Here is a 20,546-nt window from a genome sequence, read left to right as displayed (position 1 = left end):
CCCCCCCCCGCCACGCCGGGCAGCACAGAGGAGGCCTTCGCCTCGCTCCGGTCGCTCATGATCGCCATCCGCTCAGCCCGCGACCGAGTTCTGGATCGTCTCCATGATCTCCGCGGCCGTCAGCTCACCCCGGTAGCCCTGCACTCCGTACTGGGTCATCAGGGTCTCCACCTGGTTCCAGGTCGAGGTGGTGCGCTGCGGCGTCGCATCGGCCAGCAGCGCCTCGACGACGTCAGCTGCACCCTCGGTCTTGCCCTCGGCCCAGGCCGGGAGCGCCTCGATGCGAGAGGGGACGATGCCACGGGCCTCGGCCTGCTTCTCCTGCACCGACACCGAGGTCAGGGCCTCGATCGCGGCGAAGGCCTCATCGGGGCGGTCGCAGTTCGCGGCGATGCCGAATCCCGAGCCTGCGGTCATTGCGGCTGCCGTGCCGCTCGTCGACGGGACGATCGTGACGCCGAGCGTGAAGTCGGCGGCGTCGGCGAAGCTGCCGTACATCCAGGGGCCCTCGATGAGCATCGGCACCTCGCCCGAGGTGAACGCCTGCTGCGACACTTCCGAGCCGTCGGCGGCTTCGGGAGCCTTCGCGACCTGCTCGACCGAGACGAGGTCGAAGAAGCTCTGGATCTGGTCGACGAAGTCGGAGTTGGTCAGGTCGAGCTCTCCGTCTTCCGTGACCGCGGGCACTCCGTCGGCGAGCGACCAGGCGTTGGGGATGAAGATGCCGGGCGCGAGCGCGAGGCCCTTCTTCTCTCCGTCGGTGAGCGCCTTGGCATCCGAGACGAACTGGTCGCGCGTGTACTCGGTGCCCGGCAGGTCGAGCCCTGCGGCCTCGAACGCCTCGACGTTGTAGAAGAGCACGATCGGCTCGGCGTCATAGGGGATCGCGCGGATCGTGCCGTCGACCGTCATTCCGCTGAGCATCGAGGCGTCGATGCTGTCGATGTCGAAGCCGCTCTTCTCGATCAGGTCGTCGAGGGGCATGAGCAGGTCGCCGAGCTCCTGTGCCCGAGCGGCCTGCGTCGTGAGCAGGCAGGGCGGGTTCGAGCCGCTGAGGCGGGTCTTCACCTTGGTCCAGTAGTCCGAGAAGCTCGGGCCCTCGACGGTGATGTCGAGGTCGGGATCCTCGACCTGAGCGCCTTCGATGAAGTCGGCCCACTGCGCTTGGTCGCCCTCGCTCGCGGCCCAGGTGTAGAGCACGAGCGGACCACCGGCTTCGCCGCCGCCTCCGCCCGCGCCGCTGGCACAACCCGCGAGGGCGACCACGGTGAGGCCCGCGGCCCCGGTCAGGACGAGACGCTTCACGCGTCGGGATGAGAGTGCATTCATTCTGTCTGCCTCCTTCATTGGATGCTGATTCGATGCGATGGGTGAGGGGGGTGTCGCTCGGGTCGTTCGGGTGGTGCGGTTACTCGGAGAAGTCGATGGCGATGACGTCGATCAGCGCGCCGCTGGGTGCGGGTGCCACGATTCGCAGCTCACCCAGGTCGTCGCCCGCGAGGGATGCCTCGTGCACCTCGAAGCTGGCGTCATGCTGCAGCTCGAGGTCATCGGCGAGGCGATGCACGCGTGTGATCGAGCGCACCGGCAGGCCGCGCACGATGATCTCCTCAACCGGCAGCGCGGTCAGGTGCAGGTAGAGACGGCCTGCACGTGCGGTGGTCGGGCCGTGGAAGTCGATGCCCACGGTGGGCTCGACGCCGATCACGGCTTCGGCGTGCGACTGCATCCACTCGGCGAACTCCCCCAGACGCTCCTGCTCGATCGCGGGCAGCGTGCCGTCGGGGCCGGGGCCGACGTTCAGCAGCAGGTTGCCTCCGCGGGCGACGACGTCGATCAGGGTGACGAGCAGCGACCGCGCGGACTTCTCGTTGTCTGGTCCCCTGCGCCATGCCCAGTGATCGCCGATCGTCAGGCACAGCTCCCACGGACCGGTCGGCGGGGTGAGCGGGAACCCCTGCTCGGGCGTCCGGTAGTCGCCCTGACCCGGAAGACGGTCGTTGATGACGACGTTCGGCTGCAGTTCCTTGATCAGACGACGCAGGCCGGGAGAGGTCCACTCCACCGCCGAGCGCTCCCAGTCGCCGTCGAACCACAGCAGGTCGATCTGTCCGTAGTTCGTGAGCAGTTCGGTGAGCTGCGCGCGCACGTATTCGAGATAGCGCGACCACTCCTCGGGCGACGAGCGACGGTGGCGATCGGTGGCATCGGGGGTGTCGGCGAACTCGGCCAGCCCGGCGGCGGGCCAGTGCTCCAGCTTGTAGGGCAGGTCCTCATCGCGGAACGCCGGGTAGTCGGGGTGGTTCCAGTCGGGAAGGCTGTAGTACATGCCGACCTTCAGCCCCTCGGCCCGCACGGCGTCGACGAACTCGCGCGTGATGTCGCGGCCGAAGGGTCCGTGCTCGACGCCGAAGTCGGACTGCTCGGTGAAGAACATGTTGTAGCCGGCGTGGTGCCGCGCGGTGAAGACGACGTAGGTGGCGCCCGCCTCGCGCACACGGCGTGCGAGGTCTGCGGCATCCCACTCGGTGGGATCGAACGTCGGGGCCGTCGCCTGGTACTCGGCGACCGTCACGGCATCTTCCACCGCATCCTCCCCGGGAATGATCGAGCGGCCGACGAGCGGCCAGGAGATCTCGATCCCCTGCTGCGATGCCTGGTCCCAGTGCACGAAGATGCCGAAGCCCGCGCCGCTGAACCACTCACCGCCGGGGATGCGGTCGGTGGGGCGGCGGAATCCTGCGTCAGTCATCGAAGCTCTCCCTTGAGTTCAAGATTTCCTATAGGATACGTGATAGACGAAACGGTTCACAAGGGTGTGATGAAAGGTGCTTTCCGATGGCGATGTTCGAGACCGACCCCGTTCGCCCCGAGGCCTACCGAGAGTTCGAGCGACCTCTGCCGGAGTGGTTCCGTGGTGCGGCGCTCGGGATCTTCGTGCACTGGGGCCCGTACTCCGTGCCCGCGTGGGCCGAGCCGACGGGCGCACTCGGGGCAGTGCCGCGAGAGCAGTGGTACGCCCATAATCCGTATGCCGAGTGGTACGCCAACACGATCCGCATCGAAGGCTCCCCCGCGCACGCGCATCAGCAGGAGGTGCACGGCGGAGTCCCCTACGACGACTTCCTCGATCAGTGGAGGGCCGAGGCGTTCGACGCCGACGAGGTGCTCGCGGTCGTCGCGGCGACGGGAGCCGGCTACTTCATCCCGACGGCCAAGCACCACGACGGCGTCACTCTGTGGGACGCACCGGGCACGGAAGGCCGCAACACCGTCGCACGCGGGCCGCAGCAGGACCTGATCGGAGCTTTCGCCGAGGCCACCCGCGCCGCGGGACTCCGCTTCGGCGTCTATTACTCAGGCGGGCTCGACTGGCACTTCTCCGACCTTCCGCCCATCGAGCACGACGGCGACCCCGCCCCCGATGACTTCGCCTACGCCGAGTACGCGCACGACCACGTCATCGACCTGATCGACCGGTACCGCCCCGACATCCTGTGGGGGGACATCCGCTGGCCGGATGCCGGCATCGAGCCGGGACCCAAGAGTCTCGCGCACGTATTCGAGACCTTCTACGCGCGAGTGCCGGATGGGGTCGTGAACGACCGCTGGGGTGAATCGCACTGGGACTTCCGCACCAGCGAGTACGTGCACGGCACGGCGGTCGAGGTGGGCGAGGCGTGGGAGAACACCCGGGGCATCGGCCTCTCTTTCGGACACAACCGCAACGAGACGAGCGAGCACCTGCTGTCGGCCGATGAAGCCGTGCGCCTGCTCGTCGACGTCGTCTCGAGAGGCGGCAACCTGCTGCTGAACATCGGACTCGAGGCGTCGGGGCGCATCCCCGAGCTCCAGAGGCAGACCCTCGAGGGCCTCGGCGAGTGGAACAGCCACTACGGTCACGCGGTGTTCGGCGCGCGACCGGAGGAGCGACTGCAGGCGTCCGACGAACCGTGGCTGCGCTGGACGCGCACCGACGACGCGGTGCATGCGGTCATCGATCAGAACGGGCGCGTTCGCCTGCCCGATCCCGAGGGCATCCTCGACGTGCAGACGACCCGTGTCGGTGACACCGAGGTTTCGGCAGAGCGCGTCGACGGTGCCATCCTGGTCGATGTGGCGGATGCCGCGACCCCCGTCGCGATCTCGTTCCGCCTCCTGGATTGAAAGGCCCACTCATGCGCATCGCCCTGCACTCCGAGATCCGCGACGGCGCGATCGACGACTATCGCACGAACCACGCCCGCATCCCCGATGCCCTCGCCGCGACCTTCTCAAGCATCGGCATCCATGACTGGACCATCTGGCGCTCCGGTCACCGCCTCTTCCACCTCGTCGACTGCGACGACTGGGATGCTGCGGTCGCCGCCCTGAAGGACGACCCTGCCGACCACGCATGGCAGGCAGACATCGGCCGATTCGTCGAGGTCTTCCGCGATGCGGACGGCGCCGAGGGCACCGCGCCTCTCGAACAGGTCTGGGATCTGAGGTCGCAGATCGCCTGACCGGCGAAGTCCGTTGTCTTCTCTGGGGTCGTGGCAGAGTAGCCCCGTGACGCGGGCGTGGGTGCGGGAGCTGGCTGGCTGGCTGAGCGCTGTCGCCGTGTCGCTCGTCACCGTCGGCGTGGTCGCGTCGTCAGCCCGAGCCGACCTGCTCTTCAGCGACGGCGACTCGGTGGTCGTCGCGATGCTCGCCCGCTCGCTGCTCTCCGGAGAACCGCTCGACTGGGCGATGTCGAGCGTGCTGTTCCTGCCCGAATCCGCGGCCTTCGCCGCCCTCGACGCGGCAGTGCCCGTCGATGCGAACGGCCTCTTCACGATCAGCGCGGTCGTCAATCTGCTCGCGCTCTATGGAGCCATCCGTCTGACTGCCGGCCGCGCCCGTGCAGGCATGGCCCCCGTGGCCTGGTCTGTGATCGCACTCGCGGTGTTCAGCGTGCTCGCGATGACCGACGTGTCCGCGTCGCGCGAGGCACTCGACCTCGCGTCGCTGCAACTGACCACCACCTACTACTCCGCCACCGTCGTCGGCGCCGTCGTGACGATCGGCATCGTGCGGCGCATGGTCGACACCAGCAAGCTCAGAGCCTGGCCTTTGATCGCACTCGGCGTCGTCTCCCTCGTGTCGATCCTTTCGAACCCGCTCTACGCGGTGTGGGCGACGCTTCCGCTCGTGATTCTCCTGGCCTTCGCGTCGATATCACTACGGCTGCGTTCACGTACGCCGGTCATCATCGTGGTACTCCTGGCAGGCACCACGCTCGGATTCCTGTCCCGTATTCCACTTTCGGCATGGATCACCAAGACAGGCGTCGGGTACGTGCAGCCCGCGCAGTGGCACGAGTCGATCGACTATTACGCACGGCTCTTCGGCGAGCGGATGCAGAGCCCCGTCGGGGTGATAGGGCTGCTGATCACTGCAGCGCTCCTCGTGCTTGCCGCCGTGCGAACCGTGCGCCCGCGCCACCCCGGCTCGCAGCTGGTCGCCGCGATGGCCTGGGTCGCGCCGGTCATGGTCGTCGTCGGGGCCATCGCGCTGGGAACCCACGCGGCACGCTATCTGCAGCCGTTCACGTTCGCTCCGGTGCTCGCACTCGTCGCCACTCCGCACGCGCTGCGAGTCGGCGAACGTGCACGTCGAACCGCGGCAGTGATGGCCGGGGTCCTGTTGCTCACCATCGGGGGGCTCAGCATCCCTCGACTCGCGGATGCCGCCACCCGACCAGACGCCGATCTCACCTGCGTCACCGACTGGGTCGACGCCTCCGGTCGCACCGGTGCCGGGCAGTTCTGGACAGTGCGCCTGCCCAAACTGCATCTGGCCGACCCCTCACGACTCGTGCAGGTCGATCATCAGCTCAACGCGTATGCCTGGCTGGTGAACCGCACGGACTTCGCGGTCGGGGAGGTGTCGTTCCTCGTCGAGGATTCGCAGACCGTGCCGTGGGACCTGCCGGAGGCGGTTCTCCCCGAGAGGGTCGTCGACTGCGGTCGATACTCGATCCTCGATCTCGGCACCGAGACGCTGCCGTTAGGCCCGCAGCGCTCCTGACACCCGAGTCGGGCTCAGCGTGCGGGCGCTGCCGTGGTCGTGCCCTCGCGGAACCGGCAGGTGAGGTGCAGAGTGAGGCCCGGCTCCCCCTGCAGCATCCGTGCGACCTGCTCTCCTGCGGCACGCCCCTTCTCGACCGCCGGCTGCACACTGGTCGTGAGCACGAGGTCGCCGAGCCCATCGGCGGCGATGCCGTCGAATCCTGCGACCGACAGGTCTTCGGGCACGCGCAGACCCAGCTCCTCCGCCGCGCGGATGACGCCCACCGCGATCAGGTCGCTCTGCGCGAGAATCGCCGTCGGCCTCGTCTCGGCATCCGCCAGCAGCCGTCGCCCCGCGAGGAGGCCCTCGTCGATGAAGCTGCCTCCCGCCGAGATCGCCGGTGCGTCGGGGAAGATCTCGCGCATGCCCGCAAGGCGATCGATCGTCACATCGACCGTCGCCGCGTCGATGCGCTCCTGCGTGACCGGGCCCCGCTCGCGGCCCGTGTCGAGCGGCAGAGTGACGAGCGCCACGTCGCGGTGACCGAGATCGCGCAGGTGCCTGGCGACGTCCGCGGCAGCGGCGGCGTTGTCGAGGGTGATCCTCGGGATGCCCTCCCCGGCGTCGCCCTCGATCACGACCACGGGCAGTCCACGACTGCGGACGATGTCGAGCGATGCCTTGGCGCGCCCCGAGCATCCGATCAGCACGACCGCGTCGACCGGTGCGCTCGACAGCGACGATCCGTCATCGCCCGGCTCGTCGCGCATCAGCAGGATGCCGGCGCTGAGGTCGGCCATGCCATCGGTGAGGCCGTCCATCATGGCGGTGGTCACGGGGTCGAGGAAGGCCGCGCGCAGATGCCCCTCGAGCACCACGGCCACGATTCCGCTGCGTCCTCGGCGCAGCGAGGCCGCACGAGGGTCGGGCCCGGCGTACCCGAGTTCTGCCGCCGCGGCGAGCACCCGCTCGCGTGTGGCAGGCGCGACGTTGGTCTTGCCGCTGAAGACGACGGATGCCGTCGACGTCGCTACTCCCGCCTGGCGTGCGACATCGGCGATCGTCGCTCGGCGCGGGCTGTCGTGGCTCGTCATACTCCGAGGATAGCTCCCCGGGTTCCGGATCATCGAATCGATTCGATATGCTGTGCGACATGGACACGGCTCTCTCCCGATCGCAGTATGTGCGCTGGCGCACCGCGATCTTCGCGATCTTCCTCGCCAGCGGTCTGTCGATCGCGACCTGGGCGTCGCGAGTCCCCGACATCAAGCTCGCGCTCGAGGTCGACAAGGCGCAGGTCGGCATGCTGCTGCTCGGTGCGGGCATCGCCTCGATCATCGGCATCTCGACCAGCCCGGCGATCATGGCGCGCACCGGCGCACGCCTCGGCATGATGGTTTCGATCTTCACGTTCGCCTCCGGCGTCGCCCTGATCGGCATCGGCGCCAACGTGCTGGGTTCGTACTCGGTGGTGCTGATCGGTCTCGTGCTGTTCGGCCTCGGCAACGGCTGCGTCGACGTCATGATGAACGTCGAGGCCACCGCGATCGAGCAGCACTCGGGCAAGACGATCCTTCCGCTCTTCCACGCCTTCTTCAGCTTCGGCACCGTGATCGGCGCCGGCCTCGGCGCCCTGGCCGCCCAGCTGCAGATCAACGTCTTCACGCACACCCTCGTCGTCGCGGTGGCGATCGCCACCATCGGCGTCATCAGCATCGCCAGCGTCCCCCGTCGTGCCGAAGCGCTCGACCCGACGACGGATGACGGCGAGAAGGCGCACTGGCGAGAGCGCATGCACGTCGCCATGTCGGCCTGGCGCGAACCGCGCACCTACGCGATCGGCGTGGTGATGCTCGGCATGTCGTTCGCGGAGGGCGGCGCCAACGACTGGCTGGCCCTCGGCGTCGCGGAGGACCACGGCGGCGGAACCGCGCTCGGCGCTGCCGCCCTCGCCACGTTCTCGGTCGCGATGACCGTGGTGCGCGTATTCGGCGGCCCGTTGGTAGACCGGTTCGGACGCGTCGCCGTGCTGCGCATCCTCTCGGTGGCGGCGGCCTCCGGCATCCTGCTGTTCATCCTGGCGCCGAGCCTTCCGCTGGTCTTCGTGGGTGCTGCACTGTGGGGCGTCGGCGCATCGCTCGGCTTCCCCCTCGGAATGTCGGCCGCGGCAGACGATCCAGCCAAGGCGGCCGCGCGCGTGAGCGCAGCGGCGACGATCGGCTACATCTCGTTCCTCGGCGGCCCGCCCGTGCTCGGCTTCATCAGCGAGCACATCGGCCTGCTCAACACGCTCTACATCCTCGTGGGACTGGTCGTGCTCTCCGGCCTGTTCTCCGGTGCGGCCCGCCCGCTGCGCAAGGACGAGATGTCGACGGAGTTCGCCGGCTCGACGTCAGCCTCGTAGATCAGCGGGCGACGAGAAGGAGTGGCGCCGGGCCCTCGAGTCGCGCGATGGCGATCTTCACCTCGCCGATCTCCGTCTTCACCTGACCCCGGTCGGTGTGGAAACACCGGCAACGGCATCCGTCACCGCAGAAGGAGTGCGCCCGACGAAGTAGGCTCGACGGGTGCGTCTCGTCATCGCCCGCTGCTCCGTGGATTACACGGGCCGGCTCAATGCCCACCTCCCGCTTGCCACGCGTCTGCTCGTGCACAAGGGAGACGGGAGTCTGCTCGTGCACTCCGACGGCGGCAGCTACAAGCCGCTGAACTGGATGAGCCCGCCCTGCTCTCTCGCATCCGAGGAGCCTGGTGAGGAGGAATCGATCGCCGGCGTCACCGAGGTCTGGCGCGTCACTCACAAGAAGACCGGCGACGCCCTTCGCGTGCAGATCTACGAGATCCTGCACGACACCAACCACGACCTGGGCGTCGACCCCGGACTGCAGAAGGACGGCGTCGAAGCCGACCTGCAGCGTCTGCTCGCCGAGCAGGTCGACCGCATCTCGGACGGCGCGACCCTGGTGCGCCGCGAATACCCGACGGCGATCGGCCCCGTCGATCTCCTCGTGCGGGATGCCGACGGCGCGGCCATCGCGGTCGAGATCAAGCGCCGCGGCGACATCGACGGCGTCGAGCAGCTCACCCGCTACCTCGAGCTGCTGGGCCGCGATCCGCACCTCGCCCCCGTGCAGGGAGTCTTCGCTGCACAGGAGATCAAGCCGCAGGCGCGCGTGCTGGCCGAGGACCGCGGCATCCGCTGCCTCGTGCTCGACTACGACGACATGAAGGGCATCGAGTCCGGCATCCCCCGCCTCTTCTGAGGCGAGCTGCACAGATGTTCATCGCGTTCGGTCGCGGCGCGCACTGCCCATAGGCTGGAAGGCATGGCTTCTTCCCCCTACTCGTGCGTGCTCTGGGACGTCGACGGCACCATCGCCGACGCGTCGGTCGGCATCCTCCGCCGCCTCAACGTCGCCCTCACGCACTTCGGTCACCCCGCTCCCACGCGCGAGCAGCTGGTGCACTGGATCGGGCCGCCGATGTTCCAGTCCTTCCAGGCTCAGGCGGGGATGACGCCCGAGCAGGCGACCGAGGCCGTGACCTTCTACCGCACGCTCGGCAAGGCCGATGGCTACACGACCGACGTCCGAACCTACCCCGGTGTGCCCGAGATCATCCGCGACCTGCACTCCGCAGGCATCCCGCAGGCGACCGCGAGCTCGAAGCCCGAGATCCAGGTCGACGCGATCATCGACTTCTTCGAACTCCGCCCGTACTTCCTCTCGACCGTCGGCGCGACGCCGGACGAGTCGACCCTCGCGTCCAAGACCGACATCGTGGCCGAGGCGCTGCGCCGCCTGGCCGACCGCGGCGCCGACGTCTCGCGACCGGTGCTCATCGGCGACCGTCACCATGATGTCGAGGGCGGCAACGCGAACGGCGTCCCGGTGGTCTTCGTCGAGTGGGGCTTCAGCGACACGCACGAAGGCGACGAGGCGGCCTTCCGTGCAGCATCCCCCGACGAGCTGCGCGCTCTTCTACTGCACTGACACCGAGCTCAGCCCGGGGCCCGGGCACGGCATCCACGCCCACAAAGCACAGAACTCCCCGCCGGAAGGTCGCAACGTGTGCGGGCCTCCGGTCGGGGAGTTCTATGACGTCCGCTCTCAGAGCGGACGGATGTTCTCAGCCTGCAGGCCCTTGGGGCCCTGCGCCACGTCGAACTCGACTCGCTGGTTCTCTTCAAGAGAGCGGTAGCCGGATGACTCGATGGCGGAGTAGTGCGCGAAAACGTCAGCGCCGCCGTCGTCGGGGGAGATGAAGCCGAAGCCCTTCTCCGAGTTGAACCACTTAACCGTGCCCTGGGTGCTCATGTACTGCCTGTTCTGCTGGAAAGAAGCCGACGCAGGATGCCCCGACGTGCTCCACGCTAGTGGAGCACGCGCTGAGCGGAAGTCCCGAGGTCAGCCCGTAACCCAAATGTTGCATGAGCTGTCATCCGCGGTCACACCACGGGCGCAGACGAACTTCCCCAGAAAATGGTGTGGCCCTCACCGCGGGGGGAGCGATGAGGGCCGAAGACGACCGGAGGGTGCGTCAGATTCCAGCCTACCCCTCGGGCACGCGTTTGTCCCCCATTTGGGGGACAAGTTCGAAAAATTGTGAGAAGGGGACAAACGATAGCGGCCCTCTCGAGCAGCCCGTTGGGGACAGAACTACTCGAGAGGGCCCAATCGCATGCACGAATCGCCTTTGCCTCTGGGGACGGCAGTCGTCTCTGGGGAAGACGGAGGCGATCAATCCCCTGTGCATGCACTTTCACCCTATGGGAGGTCGTCTGATCTCGCCATGGGCGTTTGACGCCGTGTGACATCAGCGAAGATCCGCGCCGCACCGCCTCGCGAGTAGCCTGGTGCGGTGACCATGCTGAACAAGGACATGACCCTGTGCATCTCGCTGTCTGCACGCCCGAGCAACAACGGCACGCGATTCCACAACTTCCTCTATGAGGAGCTCGGCCTCAACTGGATCTACAAGGCGTTCGCACCGACCGACCTCGGCCAGGCGATCGCCGGCGTACGAGGTCTCGGCATCCGCGGCTGCGCGATCTCGATGCCCTTCAAGGAGGACGTGATCGCGCTCGTCGACCGCATGGATTCCTCAGCGACTGCCATCGACTCGGTGAACACCATCGTGAACGACGACGGGGTGCTCACGGCCTACAACACCGACTACAGCGCGATCGCACAGCTGATCGAGCGCAACTCGCTCAATCCTGCGGCATCGGTGCTGCTGCGCGGCTCGGGCGGAATGGCCAAGGCCACGGCCGCCGCATTCCGCGACGCGGGCTTCGCTCGCGTGACGGTCGCCGCTCGCAACGAAGCGCGCGGTCGGGGGCTGGCAGACCTCTACGGGTTCGGCTGGACGGCGGATGCGGATGCCGCGACGGCCGACATCATCGTGAACATCACCCCGATCGGCATGGCGGGTGGCGCGGACGAGCATGCGCTGTCATTCACGGAGGAGCAGATCGCGGCGGCATCCGTCGTGTTCGACGTCGTCGCCCTGCCTGCCGAGACTCCGCTGATCGCGGGGGGGCGCGCAGCGGGAAAGACCGTCATCACCGGCGCCGAGGTGGCGACACTGCAGGCGCTCGAGCAGTTCGTGCTCTACACCGGCATCCGCCCCTCGACAGCTCAGGTGCAGGCGGCCGAGGAGTTCATGCGGGCGCAGTGACCACCGCGCCCGCATGACACGGGCACGCCTCAGCCGTTGAACTCAGCAGGGTGCGGGCCGGTGCGGCCGTCGCGCTCGAGGAGATCGACCACGGCGAGCTCGTCGGCGGTGAGTTCGAAACCGAACACGTCGAGGTTCTCGGCGATGCGGGCGGGCGTCACCGACTTGGGAATCACGACACGCCCCTGCTGCAGATGCCACCGCAGCACGATCTGCGCAGGGGTCTTGCCATGGCGGTCGGCGATCTCGACGAGAGAGGCATCGCCGAGTACGGCGCCCTGTGCGAGCGGGCTCCACGCCTCGGTGACGATCCCTCGCTGGGCGTTCGCCTCGGCCACGGCGCGGTTCTGCAGCGCCGGGTGCAGCTCGACCTGGTTGACCGCGGGCACGACGCCACCCTCGGAGGTGAGCCGTTCGAGATGCTCGGGCTCGAAGTTCGAGACTCCGATCGCCCGGACCCGTCCGTCCGCATAGAGACGCTCGAGCGCACGCCAGGTCTCGGGATACGTCGCCAGAGCCGGCGTCGGCCAGTGGATCAGATACAGGTCGAGGTGGTCGAGCCCGAGACGCTCGAGCGATGCGTCGTAGGCGCGCAACGTGGCATCGAATCCGTGGTCGGAGATCCACACCTTCGACGTCACGAACAGCTCGTCGCGCGCGATCCCCGACTCGGCGATCGCGCGGCCGACGCCCGCTTCATTTCCGTAGACCGCTGCGGTGTCGATGCTGCGGTATCCGGCGTCGAGCGCTGCGGCGACGGCCGCCGTCGTCTCGGCATCCGGCACCTGGAAGACGCCGTAGCCGAGCTGCGGCATCTCGATGCCGTTGTTCAGGGTGACTGTGGGGATGGTGGGGATGCTCACTGCTGATTCCTTCTTGTTCTGTCTGCGGTTCTGAGTGGTCACGCGGCGATGGTCTGCAGGATGCCGGTGGTGACGGGTGACGGGCGTCGAGCCATGATCACGGCGACCACCATGACGACCAGAGCGGATGCGGTGATCGCGGCGCCGATCCAGATGGGCGAGGTGTAGCCGAGTCCTGCCGAGATGCCGAGGCCGCCGGCCCAGGCGCCGAGTGCGTTGCCGACGTTGAACGCGCCGATGTTGGCGCCGGAGGCGAGGGTCGGCGCACCGCCGGCGTAGTGCATGATGCGGCTCTGCAGCCCGGGCACCGTGCCGAATCCGAAGGCGCCCATCGCGACGAGGATCGCGATCGTCACGGGCTGCGACCAGGCGAAGAACCCGAACAGCACGAGAACGACCACCAGCGCCGAGATGAAGATGAGCAGGGTGCGGTCGATCGAGCGGTCGGCCAGGCGTCCGCCGACCCAGTTGCCCGCGACGAGCCCCGCACCGAACAGCACGAGCAACCACGGCACCGCGGTGTCGGCGAATCCTGTGACGTCGGTGAGTGTGTAGGCGATGTAGGTGAAGGCACCGAACATGCCGCCGAACGCGAGGGCTGTGACGATGAGCGAGAGCCACACCTGACCCGATCGGAAGGCGCGGAGCTCGCTGCGCAGACTCACCTGCGCACCCGCCGACTTCGGGGCGGTGACGAGCAGCGCGATGCCGGCGAAGGCGACGACGCCGATGACCGAGATCACCCAGAACGTCGAGCGCCAGCCGAACTGCTGTCCGAGGAAGGTGCCGAAGGGAACGCCGAACACGTTGGCCGCTGTGAGGCCGGTGAACATGATCGCGATCGCCCGCGCCTTCTTCTCGGGGGCGACCAGCTCGGCCGCGACGACCGATCCGATGCCGAAGAACGCCCCGTGGCACAGGGCGGCGACGATGCGGCCGATCATGGCCACCGTGTAGTCGGGGGCGAGGGCCGTGATCGCATTGCCCACGATGAACAGCACGACGAGGCCGAGCAGCACGGGCTTGCGCGGCAGCCGCGTGGTGGCGGCGGTGAGGCCGAGGGCACCGACGACGACGCTCAGCGCGTAGCCCGAGATGAGCCAGCCGGCCGTGGCCTCGGTGACGCCGAAATCGGAGGCGACCTCGGGCAGCAGGCCCATGATCACGAATTCGGTGAGACCGATCCCGAAGGCGCCGATGGCGAGTGCGATGAGTCCGAGTGGCATGGGTGTGCTCCGTGGTCCTCTGGTAGAGTAGTTGCAGACGCGGGATATTGCGTCCGACGGATAATCATTGCACACGCAACTATTCGGCGCAAGCAACTACTTCGGAGGTCACAGTGGGCATCTCAGACGACGCTGTCGAGATCCGCGCGCGCGGCTGGCGAACGCTCGCGGCACTGCATGGCATCATCGAGGCCGATCTCGAGAAGGCGCTCGGCGCCTCGGTCGGCCTCTCGGTCGTCGAGTACACGGTGCTCGACGCCCTCAGCCGGCAAGACGGCTGGCACATGCGGATGCAGCAGCTCGCCCGTGCGACGGCTCTGAGCCCGAGCGCGACGACCAGACTCGTCACGCGCCTCGAAGACCGCGGGCTGCTCACCCGCATCCTCTGCGCCGACGACCGCCGCGGCATCTACACCGAGCTCACCGCGGCCGGCCAGGCGCTCTACGAGCAGGCCCACCCGATCCACGACGAGACGCTCGAACGAGCTCTCGGAGAGGCTGTCACGCAGCCAGAGCTCGCACCCGTCGTGCACGCCTTGCAGGCTGTGACCGTCGACGCCTGAGCCGCGGCGAGCGCGGCGCCGCTCACGCCCCCGTGCGCGAGATCGTCACCTGGATGCTCTTCATCAGCGGCTGGTCGCTCTGCGCGCTGAAGTCCTTGCGTCCGATCAGCACGTTCATCTCGGGCATGTAGCCGGCGGCGCTGCCGCGCGGCAGGTCGTAGGGCACGGCGCGGAATGCTGTCAGCATCCGCGTCGACCCGTCTTTCGAGGTCGACACGATGTCGACCAGATCGCCTTCGACGAGCCCGCGATCTCGCATGTCGTCCTCGTGCAAAAACACGAGCTCTCGCAGGTTCTTCACGCCCCGATAGCGGTCGTCGTTCGAATAGATCGTGGTGTTCCACTGGTCATGCGAGCGCATGGTCTGCAGCACCAGCGTCTCGGCCGACTCGGGGATGACGTTCGGCAGCGGCGCGTGCGAGAACTCGGCACGACCTGACGGCGTCTCGAACACCCGCTCCCGAGCCGGCTGCGGGATGCGGAACCCGTGCCTGTCGCGGATCAGGTCGTTGAACCCCTCGAACCCCGGCAGCACCTTGGCCATCACATCGCGGATGTTGTCGTAGTCGCCGACGTACCAGTCCCAAGGCGTGGCGGTGTGGGGCAGCGTCGCCTTCGCCATGCCGGCGATGATCGCCGGCTCCGACCTCAGATACGCGGATGCCGGCTGCTTGCGCCCCATCGAGAGGTGCACCATGCTCATCGCGTCCTCGACCGTGGTGCCCTGCGGACCCTGCGCCTGCTGGTCACGCTCGGTGCGACCGAGGCAGGGCAGGATCAGCGCCTTCTCGCCATGCACGAGGTGGCTGCGGTTGAGCTTGGTGCTCACCTGCACCGTCAGGCGGCACTTCTCGAGTCCCTGTGCCGTGAACGGGGTGTCGGGGGCCGCGAGCACGAAGTTGCCTCCCATGCCGACGAACACCTTGACGCGTCCGTCGTGCATCGCCTCGATCGTGCGCACCGTGTCGAGTCCGGGATGCCGCGGCGGATCGATCCTGCATGCCTCAGCGAGACGGTCGAGCCAGGCATCCGTGGGGTGATGGTCGATGCCGCAGGTGCGATTGCCCTGCACGTTGCTGTGCCCGCGGATCGGAGAAGGCCCCGCGCCCCGACGCCCGATGTTGCCCCGCAGCAGCAGCAGGTTGACGATCTCGCGAACGGTATCGACGCCGTGCTCGTGCTGGCTCACGCCGAGGCACCAGCTGATGACCGTGCGCTCCGACCCCAGGTACACCGCCGCGGCCGCGCGGATCTGCTCCTCGGTGAGCCCCGACTGGGCTACGAGGTCGACCCATGGCGTGGCCGCGACCAGCTCGCGGTACACGTCGACGCCATTCGTGAGAGTGCCGAGGAACTCCGAGTCGAGCACCGAAGGGTCGGTGTCGGCGGCCTCGAAGACGACCTTCGACATGCCTCTGATGAGAGCGAGGTCACCGCCGGGCGCACCTGCAGGTTCATGGTGCTCGTGCCTGTCGCCTTGAACCGCGCCATGTCGACGAAGTCGTGCGGCACGATCGTGCGGGTGGCGGCGGCCTCGACGAGCGGGTTGACGTGCACGACCTGGGCGCCGCGCTTCACGGCATCCGCCAGCGCCGTGAGCATGCGCGGGGCGTTGGACGCCGCGTTCACGCCGAGCACGAAGAGCGCGTCGCACTCGTCCCAGTCGTGCAGGTCGACCGTTCCCTTGCCGGTAGCGATCGAGGCTTTGAGCGCGCGGCCCGAGGCCTCGTGGCACATGTTCGAGCAGTCGGGCAGGTTGTTCGTGCCGTACTCGCGCACCATCAGCTGATAGAGGAACGTCGCCTCGTTGCTCAGGCGCCCTGACGTGTAGAAGGCGGCCTCGTCAGGGCTGTCGAGCGCCTGCAGCTCGTCGCCGACCAGCACGAACGCGTCGTCCCACGTGATCGGAACGTAGTGATCGCTGACCGCGTCGTAGACCATCGGCTCGGTCAGGCGTCCCTGGTCTTCGAGGTCGAAGTCGGGCCAGGTCGCGAGCTCCGTCACGGTGTGCTCGGCGAAGAAGCGACGGTCGACCCGCTTGCGCGTCATCTCCCAGGTGACGTGCTTGATGCCGTTCTCGCAGATGTCGAGTTTCAGATTGCCCGGGTCGTCGGGCCAGGCGCATCCGGGACAGTCGTAGCCCGATACGGGGTGATTCATCTGCAGCATCGCGAGCGGGCCGGCGATCGGCTGGCGCTGATCCAGCACCACGCGCCCCACCGACACCGCCGCACCCCAGCCGGCTGCGGGGTGGCCGTACGGCTTGCGTGACCAGGGCCGATCCGTGCGGGGGCCGTATCCGCCCTGACGCGGCTCGGCGGGCATCAGTCCGAAGGCGGTTCCGGCGGTACCGGCCGTGCCGGTGGTTCCCTCGCTATCGAGCATGGTGTGCCCCTTCTTCGGAGTGTGCAGACGGCGCGAGTCCGTCGATGCGCACCCGATGCGCGTGCGTGTAGATGTTCATCGATCGTCCGCGGACGAAGCCGACGAGCGTCACACCCGATTCCTCGGCGAGCTCCGCGGCGAGAGACGAGGGTGCCGAGACGGCGCTGAGCAGCGGGATGCCGGCCATCGCGGCCTTCTGCACCAGCTCGAAGCTCGCTCTGCCCGAGACCTGCAGGATCTGCCGACGCAGCGGCAGCCGGTCGTTCAGCAGCGCCCAGCCCACCACCTTGTCGACGGCGTTGTGACGCCCGACGTCTTCGCGCAGCACGAGCAGCTCGCCGGAATCGGCGTCGAACAGCGCCGCAGCATGCAGACCGCCCGTCTTGTCGAACGCCGCCTGCTCTGCGCGCAGACGATCGGGGAACGCCGCGATCTGCTCGGCATCCACCTGGATGTCGTCATCGGAGAGCGGATGCCGCGACACCGTGCGCACCGCGTCGATGCTGGCCTTGCCGCAGACGCCGCACGAACTGGTCGTGTAGAAGCGCCGCGCAGCATCGGGGTCGGGAAGCGCGACGCCGTGAGCGAGGCTGATGTCGAGCACGTTGTACGTGTTCTCCTGGCCACCCGTTCCCGGGCCGCCGCAGTGGATCGCCGAATGGAACTCGGCAGCTTCGGCGATCATCCCCTCTGACACGAGGAACCCTGCCGCCAACTCGACGTCGTGCCCCGGAGTGCGCATCGTGACAGCGAGCGGCGAGCCCGCGACGCGGATCTCCAACGGCTCCTCGACGGCCAGCGTGTCGGCGCGACGCCTCGCACCCTCGCCGAGGGTGAGCTTCAGAATCGGTCTCCGCGTCGTGATCCGCCCCACACCAGCGAGCGTACTCCGCGGTCACGGGATCGGATCGATCCGTCATCGGGAGGCCGATACGTGGGTACCCTAAGCCCATGAGCGCGCCTCGCAACGCACGACGGACACCCGCAGCCCTCGCCATGGCGGCGATCGTCGCCCTGGCATTGACCGCCTGCACCGGCGGTGGCGGCGAGCAGGGCACGACAAGCGATGGCGGCCAGGGATTCCCCGACGACGGCTGCACCCACATCGCCGTCGCCACCTCGTCTGAGAAGGTCAACATGCTCGATGAGCTGGCCAAGGCCTTCAAGGACTCACCGGAGCACGAAGGGCTCGAGACGTGCGCCACCGTGCGCCCGACCAATGTCTCGTCCGGCAACGCGACGCGCTTCCTCACCTCGGGCGAGGACTGGCCGAGCGATGACACGTCGCTCTGGCCAACACTGTGGTCTCCGGCATCCACCGTCTGGACCGATCGCGTCGCCGCCGCCGCGTCACCCAGCCTCGTGGGCGAGCCGAAGTCGTTCACCCGCACGCCGGTGGTGTTCGGCATGCCCGAGCCGATGGCCACTGCCCTCGGCTGGCCGAACACGCCCATCAGCATCACCGACCTCGAGGCCCTCTGCCAGGACCCGGCCGGATGGGGCAGTGTCGGCAAGGACATCTGGGGCGCCTTCAAGATCTCGAAGACCAACCCGAACACGTCGACCACCGGGCTCTCGACCATCCTGATGCAGTCGTATGAGGCGACCGGCAAGCTCGAGGGACTCACGTCGGCTGACGTCGAGGCCTCGGCCGACTTCTCGCGGGTTTTCGAGGAGTGCGTCATCCACTACGGAGACACGACCGGCAACGTGCTCTCGACCCTCTACGACGAGACGCAGAACGGGTCGAACGGGTCGGCCTACGTCTCGGCCGTCGCGCTGGAGGAGACCTCGCTGCTCAACTACAACCAGGGCAACCCCGACTCGCACACCGTGCAGCCGGGCGAGACCCTGACGCCGCCGAAGACCAAGCTCGTCGCCGTCTATCCCGAGGGCGGATCGATGTGGTCGGACAACCCGATCACCGTGCTCGGCGCCGACTGGGTGACCGCCGAGCAGCGCACCGCCGGTGAGGCGTTCGCCGAGTTCGTGCAGACCACCGCGGCGCAGAAGATCCTGCCCGACTACGGCTTCCGCCCGCTCGACGAATCGGTGCCGCTGGGCGACCTGTTCACCGCGAAGTACGGAGTCGACCCCGCACAGCCCGCCGTGACGTTGCCGAAGCCGGAGGTCGACGTGATCTCGACGGCTATCGACCAGTGGACGCAGGTGCGCAAGCCGTCGTCGGTGCTCGAGCTCATCGACATCTCGGGCTCGATGGACGACCCGATCGGCGACGGACGCTCGCGTCTGGACGGTGCGATCGAGGGCGCGCAGTCGACTCTGAACCACTTCCGCCCGACCGACGAGGTCGGCGTCTGGGCGTTCACCACCGAGATCTCCTCGGACGAGGGCGAGATCATCCAGGTGGTGCGCGATGTGTCGGCGCTCGGATCCGACGGAGAGAAGCTCGACTCGTCGCTCGCCGACCTGCGCTATGCGCAGCGCAACGGCACCCCGCTCTACGATTCGATCCTGCTGGCATACGAGGCGATGAGCGAGCGGGCCGAACCCGGCCGCATCAACGCGATCGTGGTGCTCTCCGACGGCGAGGACACCGACTCCGGCATCTCGCTCGACTCGCTGATCACGAAGATCGGCAAGAGCACCGAAGAGGGTGGAAGCGACGCCCCCGTGCGTATATTCCCGATCGCGTATGGAGAGGGTGCCGACACCTCGGCACTGCAGCGGATCGCTGACGTGACGGGCGGTCAGCTCTTCGACGCTTCGGATGCCGAGCGCATCGACCTCGTCTTCGCCTCCGTGATCAACAACTTCTGAGGTTTCGCGATGCCGTATCTCTCCTCGTCGAACAACCCATGGATCGAGGATGCCGTCGCAGGCATATCCGGTCAGAACATCTACGTCGATCCCGATGTGTCCGGCGGTCAGGCGCTGACCGACGCCCTCGCCGGGGTCGTTCCCGGCGACGGATCGATCGCGGTGGTCGTGCTGCCGGCGGATGCTGCGCGAGACACCCCTTACAACACGTACATCCTCGACCAGCTCACCGCTGGCTCGAATCAGAAGACCGTGATCGTCGCGATCGGGGACGATCTGCAGGCGGCCTCGGCGGCGATCCCGAGCGATGACGCCCTGCGCATCGCCAACGAGAACCAGTCGTCTGGGGCGAACCTCCAGGACAAGCTCGTCGAGACGGTGCAGGAGATCTCGGCCGAGACTCCGATCTCGTCGGGGGACGATTCCGGTGTCGCCGGTCCGGTGATCCCGCTGGTGATCGGCGGCGTCGTTCTCGTCGCGGCCGCCGTGACCGCGGCCGGGCTGATCGCACGTCGCCGGCGCCGCAAGCCAGTCGTCTCGACCGACCCGGTGCCCGCCGGCATCCGTCTTCGGGTGAATCGCCTGCGCGAACTCCGCGCCGACTACTCCGCTGTGCCGGGCAGTCCTGTAGCGGCCGAGACTGCCGCCGGGATCGACGCGCTCGCCTCGCACGTAGAGCAGCTGTTCATCCGTCTCGACGCCAAGGCGGGTGAGGATCAGAGCGTGCTCGCCGAGGCCGAGTACTCCGACAAGCTCGCTCGTCTGGTCGCCGCCCTCGACCGCGACTACCTGCTCGACCTGCTGACCAGGCCGGACCTGTGGGACGCCCCCGACGAGCGCATCGCCGAGGTGCGCGAAGCGCTGTCGGCCGTGACCACGCAGATCGTCGACAACATCAAGCAGGTCAACGCCCGCAAGGGGCTGCTGTTCCAGGTGTCGCTCGACTCGCTCATCGGTCGCAGCGAGCTGCGCGACTGGGAGCGTCAGTTCAAGCAGGGCTCCGGCGAGTAGTCACC

18 protein-coding genes and 1 pseudogene are annotated in these 20,546 nt (G+C 67.9%); 10 read left to right on the top strand and 9 right to left on the bottom strand.

Features of this window, described 5'->3' with window-relative positions; all coding sequences use genetic code 11:
* Positions 1-72: 72 nt before the first annotated feature.
* Both RQG82_RS06690 and RQG82_RS06685 read right to left on the bottom strand, forming a co-directional pair.
* A complete protein-coding gene (locus tag RQG82_RS06690) occupies positions 73-1,329 on the bottom strand; it encodes an extracellular solute-binding protein (RefSeq protein ID WP_311258319.1) in 1,257 nt (418 codons plus the stop codon).
* A gap of 79 nt (positions 1,330-1,408) precedes the next feature.
* Positions 1,409-2,752 (bottom strand): alpha-L-fucosidase, encoded by a 1,344-nt coding sequence (locus RQG82_RS06685; protein ID WP_311258318.1) that lies wholly within the window; start codon positions 2,750-2,752, stop codon positions 1,409-1,411.
* Positions 2,753-2,838: 86 nt separating this feature from the next.
* Here RQG82_RS06685 and RQG82_RS06680 point away from each other — a divergent pair, with 86 nt between their 5' ends.
* From RQG82_RS06680 to RQG82_RS06670, 3 genes are read left to right on the top strand one after another with little or no spacing between them, the layout of a single operon-like run.
* On the top strand, positions 2,839-4,167 hold the full coding sequence (locus RQG82_RS06680; protein ID WP_311258317.1) for an alpha-L-fucosidase: 1,329 nt from the start codon (positions 2,839-2,841) through the stop codon (positions 4,165-4,167).
* Positions 4,168-4,178: 11 nt separating this feature from the next.
* A complete protein-coding gene (locus RQG82_RS06675) occupies positions 4,179-4,505 on the top strand; it encodes an L-rhamnose mutarotase (protein WP_311258316.1) in 327 nt (108 codons plus the stop codon).
* A gap of 46 nt (positions 4,506-4,551) precedes the next feature.
* Positions 4,552-6,051 carry a hypothetical protein gene (locus RQG82_RS06670; protein WP_311258315.1) on the top strand — a complete coding sequence of 500 codons (1,500 nt, stop codon included), beginning with the start codon at positions 4,552-4,554 and terminating at the stop codon, positions 6,049-6,051.
* 14 nt (positions 6,052-6,065) lie between these two features.
* On the opposite strand, the gene RQG82_RS06665 is transcribed toward RQG82_RS06670, so the two are convergent.
* On the bottom strand, positions 6,066-7,127 hold the full coding sequence (locus RQG82_RS06665) for a LacI family DNA-binding transcriptional regulator (RefSeq protein ID WP_311258314.1): 1,062 nt from the start codon (positions 7,125-7,127) through the stop codon (positions 6,066-6,068).
* Positions 7,128-7,186: 59 nt separating this feature from the next.
* Between RQG82_RS06665 and RQG82_RS06660 the strand changes: the two genes are divergently transcribed.
* The 3 genes from RQG82_RS06660 (at position 7,187) to RQG82_RS06650 (ending at position 10,025) form a co-directional block, all read left to right on the top strand.
* Entirely contained in the window at positions 7,187-8,437 is a 1,251-nt protein-coding gene (locus tag RQG82_RS06660) for an MFS transporter (protein WP_311258313.1), read from the top strand.
* 163 nt (positions 8,438-8,600) lie between these two features.
* The gene (nucS, locus tag RQG82_RS06655) at positions 8,601-9,296 is read left to right on the top strand and encodes an endonuclease NucS (RefSeq protein WP_042540943.1); all 696 of its coding nucleotides are present in this window, start codon (positions 8,601-8,603) and stop codon (positions 9,294-9,296) included.
* Between the two features lie 63 nt (positions 9,297-9,359).
* On the top strand, positions 9,360-10,025 hold the full coding sequence (locus tag RQG82_RS06650) for an HAD hydrolase-like protein (RefSeq protein WP_311258312.1): 666 nt from the start codon (positions 9,360-9,362) through the stop codon (positions 10,023-10,025).
* A 117-nt stretch (positions 10,026-10,142) separates the two neighbouring features.
* On the opposite strand, the gene RQG82_RS06645 is transcribed toward RQG82_RS06650, so the two are convergent.
* Positions 10,143-10,349 (bottom strand): cold-shock protein, encoded by a 207-nt coding sequence (locus RQG82_RS06645; RefSeq protein ID WP_042540947.1) that lies wholly within the window; start codon positions 10,347-10,349, stop codon positions 10,143-10,145.
* A gap of 544 nt (positions 10,350-10,893) precedes the next feature.
* Between RQG82_RS06645 and RQG82_RS06640 the strand changes: the two genes are divergently transcribed.
* Positions 10,894-11,712 (top strand): shikimate 5-dehydrogenase, encoded by an 819-nt coding sequence (locus tag RQG82_RS06640; protein ID WP_311258311.1) that lies wholly within the window; start codon positions 10,894-10,896, stop codon positions 11,710-11,712.
* A gap of 29 nt (positions 11,713-11,741) precedes the next feature.
* On the opposite strand, the gene RQG82_RS06635 is transcribed toward RQG82_RS06640, so the two are convergent.
* On the bottom strand, positions 11,742-12,527 hold the full coding sequence (locus RQG82_RS06635) for an aldo/keto reductase (RefSeq protein ID WP_311258330.1): 786 nt from the start codon (positions 12,525-12,527) through the stop codon (positions 11,742-11,744).
* An 86-nt stretch (positions 12,528-12,613) separates the two neighbouring features.
* Positions 12,614-13,801, bottom strand: a complete 1,188-nt coding sequence (locus RQG82_RS06630) for an MFS transporter (RefSeq protein ID WP_311258310.1) — start codon at positions 13,799-13,801, stop codon at positions 12,614-12,616.
* Between the two features lie 113 nt (positions 13,802-13,914).
* Here RQG82_RS06630 and RQG82_RS06625 point away from each other — a divergent pair, with 113 nt between their 5' ends.
* Complete coding sequence (locus tag RQG82_RS06625) at positions 13,915-14,364, top strand: MarR family winged helix-turn-helix transcriptional regulator (protein WP_140035690.1); 450 nt, start codon at positions 13,915-13,917, stop codon at positions 14,362-14,364.
* Between the two features lie 22 nt (positions 14,365-14,386).
* On the opposite strand, the gene RQG82_RS06620 is transcribed toward RQG82_RS06625, so the two are convergent.
* The 3 genes and pseudogenes from RQG82_RS06620 to fdhD form a co-directional block, all read right to left on the bottom strand.
* Positions 14,387-15,775 carry a molybdopterin dinucleotide binding domain-containing protein gene (locus RQG82_RS06620; RefSeq protein ID WP_311258309.1) on the bottom strand — a complete coding sequence of 463 codons (1,389 nt, stop codon included), beginning with the start codon at positions 15,773-15,775 and terminating at the stop codon, positions 14,387-14,389.
* A 182-nt stretch (positions 15,776-15,957) separates the two neighbouring features.
* Positions 15,958-16,305: pseudogene (locus RQG82_RS06615) on the bottom strand (molybdopterin-dependent oxidoreductase); the annotation flags it as partial.
* 433 nt (positions 16,306-16,738) lie between these two features.
* Entirely contained in the window at positions 16,739-17,623 is an 885-nt protein-coding gene (gene fdhD, locus RQG82_RS06610) for a formate dehydrogenase accessory sulfurtransferase FdhD (protein ID WP_311258308.1), read from the bottom strand.
* Between the two features lie 77 nt (positions 17,624-17,700).
* Between fdhD and RQG82_RS06605 the strand changes: the two genes are divergently transcribed.
* Entirely contained in the window at positions 17,701-19,530 is a 1,830-nt protein-coding gene (locus RQG82_RS06605) for a substrate-binding and VWA domain-containing protein (protein ID WP_311258307.1), read from the top strand.
* A 9-nt stretch (positions 19,531-19,539) separates the two neighbouring features.
* Positions 19,540-20,541 carry a hypothetical protein gene (locus RQG82_RS06600; RefSeq protein WP_311258306.1) on the top strand — a complete coding sequence of 334 codons (1,002 nt, stop codon included), beginning with the start codon at positions 19,540-19,542 and terminating at the stop codon, positions 20,539-20,541.
* The last annotated feature ends 5 nt before the right edge of the window (positions 20,542-20,546 follow it).

The organism is Microbacterium sp. WCS2018Hpa-9 (genome assembly GCF_031843745.1).
Lineage (GTDB): Bacteria > Actinomycetota > Actinomycetes > Actinomycetales > Microbacteriaceae > Microbacterium.
The sequence above is the reverse complement of the archived record's forward strand: the minus strand, read 5'-3'. Positions and strand labels throughout refer to the sequence as shown.

Bases quoted from the DNA above. Each gene is read 5' to 3' on its own strand.
- RQG82_RS06690 (WP_311258319.1), bottom strand. From the start codon at position 1,329: ATGAATGCACTCTCATCCCGACGCGTGAAGCGTCTCGTCCTGACCGGG.
- RQG82_RS06685 (WP_311258318.1), bottom strand. From the start codon at position 2,752: ATGACTGACGCAGGATTCCGCCGCCCCACCGACCGCATCCCCGGCGGT.
- RQG82_RS06680 (WP_311258317.1), top strand. From the start codon at position 2,839: ATGGCGATGTTCGAGACCGACCCCGTTCGCCCCGAGGCCTACCGAGAG.
- RQG82_RS06675 (WP_311258316.1), top strand. From the start codon at position 4,179: ATGCGCATCGCCCTGCACTCCGAGATCCGCGACGGCGCGATCGACGAC.
- RQG82_RS06665 (WP_311258314.1), bottom strand. From the start codon at position 7,127: ATGACGAGCCACGACAGCCCGCGCCGAGCGACGATCGCCGATGTCGCA.
- RQG82_RS06660 (WP_311258313.1), top strand. From the start codon at position 7,187: ATGGACACGGCTCTCTCCCGATCGCAGTATGTGCGCTGGCGCACCGCG.
- RQG82_RS06650 (WP_311258312.1), top strand. From the start codon at position 9,360: ATGGCTTCTTCCCCCTACTCGTGCGTGCTCTGGGACGTCGACGGCACC.
- RQG82_RS06645 (WP_042540947.1), bottom strand. From the start codon at position 10,349: ATGAGCACCCAGGGCACGGTTAAGTGGTTCAACTCGGAGAAGGGCTTC.
- RQG82_RS06635 (WP_311258330.1), bottom strand. From the start codon at position 12,527: ATGCCGCAGCTCGGCTACGGCGTCTTCCAGGTGCCGGATGCCGAGACG.
- RQG82_RS06630 (WP_311258310.1), bottom strand. From the start codon at position 13,801: ATGCCACTCGGACTCATCGCACTCGCCATCGGCGCCTTCGGGATCGGT.
- RQG82_RS06620 (WP_311258309.1), bottom strand. From the start codon at position 15,775: ATGTCGAAGGTCGTCTTCGAGGCCGCCGACACCGACCCTTCGGTGCTC.
- RQG82_RS06605 (WP_311258307.1), top strand. From the start codon at position 17,701: ATGAGCGCGCCTCGCAACGCACGACGGACACCCGCAGCCCTCGCCATG.
- RQG82_RS06600 (WP_311258306.1), top strand. From the start codon at position 19,540: ATGCCGTATCTCTCCTCGTCGAACAACCCATGGATCGAGGATGCCGTC.